General features: G+C 69.0%; 5 protein-coding genes. All 5 read right to left on the reverse strand.

The window, feature by feature from the left end; genetic code table 11:
* A partial coding sequence (locus ACMO6A_RS08275) for a chromosome segregation SMC family protein (RefSeq protein WP_418471076.1) occupies positions 1-2,139 on the reverse strand: 2,139 nt, incomplete at its 3' end.
* A gap of 7 nt (positions 2,140-2,146) precedes the next feature.
* Positions 2,147-2,992, reverse strand: coding sequence for a ribonuclease III (rnc, locus tag ACMO6A_RS08280; RefSeq protein ID WP_009304503.1), 846 nt, complete (start codon positions 2,990-2,992; stop codon positions 2,147-2,149).
* Between the two features lie 72 nt (positions 2,993-3,064).
* Positions 3,065-4,087 carry a phosphate acyltransferase PlsX gene (plsX, locus tag ACMO6A_RS08285; protein WP_009608356.1) on the reverse strand — a complete coding sequence of 341 codons (1,023 nt, stop codon included), beginning with the start codon at positions 4,085-4,087 and terminating at the stop codon, positions 3,065-3,067.
* 294 nt (positions 4,088-4,381) lie between these two features.
* Positions 4,382-4,561: a 50S ribosomal protein L32 gene (gene rpmF, locus ACMO6A_RS08290; protein WP_009304505.1), complete on the reverse strand. Its 180-nt coding sequence runs from the start codon at positions 4,559-4,561 to the stop codon at positions 4,382-4,384.
* A 140-nt stretch (positions 4,562-4,701) separates the two neighbouring features.
* Positions 4,702-5,497, reverse strand: a 796-nt coding sequence (locus ACMO6A_RS08295; RefSeq protein WP_418471077.1) for an ABC transporter ATP-binding protein, incomplete at its 5' end; no start/stop codon positions are given.

Below are 5,497 nucleotides of genomic sequence, written 5' to 3' on the forward strand. Positions count from 1 at the left end.
GCCTTGCGCTGCGCGCAGAGCCTCCTCGGCTGCCGCCGCACGCTCCTCCGCGCTCGCCCGCTCGCTCTCCGCGGCGCGCAGCTGCGCGCGCAGCTCCTCCAGGCGGCGAGCGCGCGCGAGCACGCCTTCCTCGTCGTCAACCGCCGCGGCGCCCAAGGTCACCTTGCCGTTCGGCCACACGACGCATCCGCCGCGCGTCACGAAACGCACGCCTTCCGCCCCGCGCGCATGCGCGGCGAACGCCGCGTCGACGTCGTCGCATACCGCCACGTCTCCCAGCAGCGCTTCCACCGCCGCGGCGTCCTCGTCCGCGTACGCCAGCTCGTCGACGAGCGCGCGCCCGAGGCCGGCAGCGGCCGCCTCGCGCGCAGGGCACGCGCGGCGCGCCTCGCCCGCGCGCGGCACGAGCACCACCTCGCCCTGCTCGTCGCGCGCCGCCAGCGCCGCCGCCACGGCGTTCGCCCGCGCGGCGTCGTCCACCAACAGCGCCGACACGTCCGCCCGCAGCAGCCGCTCCACGAGCGCCTCGAAGCCCGCCGAGGCGCGCACGACGTGCGCGATGGGAGCGAGGTTCACGTCCAGGTCGACGGCATGATCCATAAGCCAAGCGCGCGCCGGGCCCACGGCTGCGCTCGCGCGCTCGACCTCTTCGAGCCCCTTGATCTCGGATGCCAGAAGCGATGCCGCGTCGCGCGCCTCGTCCAGCGCGCCGCGCGCCGTCTCGCGCGCGCCCAACGCCTCGCCCACGCGGGCGCGCGCGGCGCCCTCGGCCTCGACGAGCGCCTCGAGCGCCTGCCCGGCCTGCGTCGCGCCCTCCGCGAGCGACACGGCCCCCCCCTTCGCGCGCTCCAGCTGCAGCTCCAGCTCCTTGCCATGACCCTCGATCAGCTTCACATGCGCAAGGCCGCTGGTCAGCGCCTCCTGCGTTTCGGCCAGCTCGCGGCGCGCCTGCTCCTGCGCACGCTCGCCGTCGCGCTTCGCGCGCTCCAGCTCCTCGGCCTCGCGCTCGAGCAAGCGGCGCTTCTGCGCGTTTTCGGACTGCTCGTAGGCCAGGCGCGCCACGTTCGCATCGGCCTGCTCGCGGTCGCGCTGCACCTCGGCCAGCTGCTCGACGGCCTGCGCGCGATCGGCTTCGGCCTGCGCGCGCTTCGCAGCATTGGCCTCAAGCGTCACGCGCAGCTCGGCCTCGTAGCTCTGGGCGGCACGGCGCTTCTCGTGCAGCAGCAGCGTCGCACCGTCGAAACGCTCGACGGCCGAAGAGGCGCGGCGGTGCCGGCGGGCCAGCTCTCCCGCGTCCACGCTCTCGCGGCGGATCTTCTCCTGCAGCTCCTCGGCCGCGGCCTCGGCCTGGGCGATGGCGGCGCGCTTCTCCTCCAACTCCGCTTCCAGCGCCCGCTCGCGCGCGAGCGCGTCGTCCCACCCGCGGCGCAGCGTGCGAAGGTCGTCCACTGCGAGGGACAGGCTCAGATCCGCCAGCTCGTCGGCCAGCCCCTGGTAGGTGCGGGCGCGCTTCGCCTTGCGCTCCAGCGGCCCCAGCTGACGCTCCACCTCGGCGGCCACGTCCTTCACGCGGGCCAGGTGCGCGTCCATGGCCGCCAGCTTGCGCTCGCTTTTCGCCTTGCGCTGCTTGTGCTTCAACACGCCGGCGGCCTCCTCGATGAGAGCCCGGCGATCCTCCGGCTTCGACTGCAGGATGGAGTCCAAGCTGCCCTGCGAGATGATGGAGTGCGTCCCCGTGCCCAGCCCTGAGTCGTGCAGGATGTCGAGCACGTCCATGCGGCGCGCCACCACGCCGTTGATCAAGTACTCGCTCTCGCCCGAGCGGTACATGCGCCTGGTGACGGCCACCTCGTCGAAGTCCACCGGCAGCGTGCCGTCCGAGTTGTCCAGCACGAGATCCACCTCCGCGATGCCCACGCTCTTGCGCGCAGACGATCCGGCGAAGATGACGTCCTCCATCGCCTGGCCGCGCAGGTGCTTCGCGTTGCGTTCGCCCAGCACCCACAGCACGGCGTCCGAGATGTTCGACTTGCCCGAGCCGTTCGGCCCCACCACGGCGATGATGCCCGGCTCGAGCGCCAGCACGCTGCGATCGGCGAACGATTTGAAACCCTTGAGGACCAGCGATTTCAGATACATGGAACGGCTACCCCTGCTTGCGCTGCTTCGCGCGCTCGCGCTCGGACTTCTTGCGGGCCTTCTCCTCGGCGCGCGCGGCAGCCTTCTCCGCCTTGGCCTGTTTGGCGGCCTCGGCCTTCTCCGCGCGAGCCTCGCCGTCCACTCCCAGGCCGAAGAACTCGCCCAGGCGGGCGAGCGTGCTCTTGGCAGCCTGGCTCTCGGCTTCCTTCTTCGTACGACCCGTGCCGCGGGCAAGCCCCTGGCTGCCGGCGAACACCTGCGCGACGAACGTGCGGTCGTGCGGCGGGCCTTGGGTCTCCACCAGTTTGTACGTGGGCGTGATGCCGTCTTCCTGCAGCTTCTCCTGCAGGGCGCTCTTGGGATTCTCGGGCTCGCGCGCCATGTCGGCCGACATGCGGGGGATCAACGTGGCGCGCACGAAACCCTCCGCAGCCTCGATGCCGCCGTCCAAGAACAACGCGGCCACCACGGCCTCGTACACGTTCTCCAGCGCGGAATGCAGCCCGCGCCGCCCCGTGCCCGTCTCGGAAGAGCCGAACACGATGACGTCGGCGAAGCCCAGTCGCTCGGCGACGTCGGAGAGGCTCGCGCCCGACACGAGCGCAACCTTGATGCGGGTCAGGCCGCCTTCGTCCAGATCATGGAACCGATCGAACGCGATGGTGGCCACGATGGCGCCCAGAATGCTGTCGCCCAGGAACTCGAGGCGTTCATAGGAGTACTTGACCGATTTGCCCTCGGTGGCGGAAGGATGCGTGATAGCCGAAAGCAGCAGCTGCTCGTCCGCGAAACGGTAGCCGAGGATTTCCTGCGCTACCGCCAGTTTTCTCTGCTGTTCATCGGTGAAGGTCATGGCATGCTCGGGCTTTCGTTCAGGCTGCTGACGAGGTGCAGGGGAAGGGCTCCACGATTGATCGGGCATGGCCTACTCGCCCTCCGTCGCTTCGGCGGCGCAGGGCGTTGCCACCGTTTGCGCGATTATATCAGATACGCCGGTTCGCGCGATGCGAGCCGTGGTCAGCACGCCGTTCTTCACCGCCAGCGCGTTGGACGAGCCGTGCCCCACCAGAAGCGCGCCCTTCACGCCCAGAAGAGGGGCGCCGCCGTACGTATCGGGGCTCACCTGCGCCATGAGCTGCTTCAAGCCTCCTTTTATGGCCAGAGCGCCCAGCTTCGTGAGCGGCGTGGACATCATGATGCTCTTGAGCGTCTTGAACAGGGTCTTCGACGTGCCCTCGATGGTCTTCAGGCATACGTTGCCCGTGAAGCCGTCGGTGATGATGACGTCGAAGTTCGCAGGAAGGATATCGGAGCCCTCCGCGTTGCCTGCGAAGTTCGACAGCCGCTCCCTCAGCAGGCCGTGCGCTTCTTGCGCGAACTGCGAGCCCTTCGTGTCCTCCTCGCCGATGTTGAGCAGCGCGGCGCGAGGATGCTCGATGCCGATAACCTTCTCCGCGTAGATCGACGCCATCTGGCCGAACTGTACGAGGTACTCGGGTTTGCAGTCGGCGTTCGCCCCGATGTCGCACATGACGACGGGTCGCACGGGCGACGGGATGACCGTGGCCAGCGCAGGGCGGGCGACGCCCTTGATGCGACCCATCACCAACGTGCCTGCGGCCAGGCAGGCACCGGTTGACCCGGCAGAGAAGAAGCCTTGCGCCGCGCCCTCCTTCACGAGGCGGCAGCCCACGACGATGGACGAGTCCTTCTTCTTGCGCACGGCGTTCGCCGGATGCTCCGCCATGGCGATGACCTCGCTGCATGCCTGCGGCGTGCAGCGCTCGTGGGCGGCGGCGAACGGCTCCACCACGTCGGCAGGCCCGCACAGGACGATCTCGAGGGCAGGGTCGGAGGCAAGCGCCTGGGCGACGCCGTCGAGCACCACGCCGGGAGCATCGTCGCCCCCCATGGCATCGACGGCAACAACGACCTTTTCGTCAGACATATCGAAAACCTCACTCTCGCGTATCGGTCAGCGAGAGGCTTTGAGGTACCTGATATTGCGCCAGCGCAGACGCGGCGCAGCGCCGACCCCTTCGAGGAAGCATGCTTCGATACGCGAAGAGGAAACGCGCAAGGGCAAGATCAGGTGCATCAAAGCCTCGCAGTGTCGAGCGGTTCCACCGTTCGCAGAACGGCGGAATGCAAGAAAAGCCTCCCGGCGCATCGCACGCGAAGCGCGATGTGCGAGGAGGCTTGTCAATGCGCGGCGGCAGAACGCGCGCGCATGAGCGGTACGCTACTCCGTCTCGATAACTTCGCGGTTCTTGTAGAAGCCGCAGTTCGGGCACACGCGATGCGGAAGCTTGACCTCGCCGCACTGCGGGCACACGGAACGCGAGGGCGCCGCGATCTTGTCGTTGGTGCTGCGACGGGCGTGGGTGCGGGCACGGCCCATTTTGCGCTTAGGTACTGCCATGATTCTCTATCTCCTTCTTTAAGCCGAGCGATCACGATCGCTCGTTCTCGCTTAAGTAAACACGCGAAACGGTATAGTACCAAACGAGAACCCGCGCCGCAAGCCCCGATCACCCGCAAAATCCAATCCGCACCCAGGTTTCACAAAACCGCGCCCTGCTCCACCGGGCCGAACTGCATTTCATAATAGTGGGCGTAGGTGCCGCCGAGGGCCAACAGTTGCTCGTGCGTGCCGCGCTCGGCCACGCGCCCGTCCTCCACCACCGCGATGAGGTCGGCGCCGCGTATGGTGGACAGGCGGTGCGCGATGACGAGCGTCGTGCGCCCGGCGGACAGCTCCTCGAGCGACTTCTGGATGGCCCGCTCGCTCTCGTTGTCCAGCGCGCTCGTGGCCTCGTCGAGGATGAGGATGCGCGGGTCCTTCAGGAACACGCGCGCGATGGCGATGCGCTGCTTCTGCCCGCCGGACAGGCGAGCCCCGCGCTCGCCCACGTAGGTGTCGTAGCCGTCGGACAGCCCGCGCACGAATGCGTCGATGTTGGCGCGCTTCGCCGCCTCCACGATCTCGGCCGTCGTGGCGTCGGGGCGCCCGTAGGCGATGTTGTCGCGGATGGTGCCGCCGAACAGGTACACGTCCTGCTGCACGATGCCGATGGCGTCGCGCAGCGACTCCACGGTGACGGCGCGGATATCGATGCCGTCGATCTCCACCGAGCCGCGCTCCGGATCGTAGAAGCGGGGCAAGAGCGAGCACGTGGTGGTCTTGCCGCCTCCCGACGGCCCCACGAGCGCCACCGTCGCGCCCGCCGGGATGGCCAGGTCCAGCCCGCGCAGCACCTCGTGGACGCCGTCGTAGCTGAAATGCACGTCGCGGTAGCGCACCTCGCCGGCCACGTGCCCATCCGGGCCGCCGCAGCGGGCGCGCTCGGCGGCGCCC

The sequence above is a fragment of the Eggerthella sp. genome (assembly GCF_048329335.1).
GTDB classification, from domain to species: Bacteria; Actinomycetota; Coriobacteriia; order Coriobacteriales; family Eggerthellaceae; genus Eggerthella; species Eggerthella lenta.

What these genes read in the sequence shown, in the direction of transcription:
- rnc (WP_009304503.1), bottom strand. Translation starts at nt 2,992, where the DNA reads ATGACCTTCACCGATGAACAGCAGAGAAAACTGGCGGTAGCGCAGGAA.
- plsX (WP_009608356.1), bottom strand. Translation starts at nt 4,087, where the DNA reads ATGTCTGACGAAAAGGTCGTTGTTGCCGTCGATGCCATGGGGGGCGAC.
- rpmF (WP_009304505.1), bottom strand. Translation starts at nt 4,561, where the DNA reads ATGGCAGTACCTAAGCGCAAAATGGGCCGTGCCCGCACCCACGCCCGT.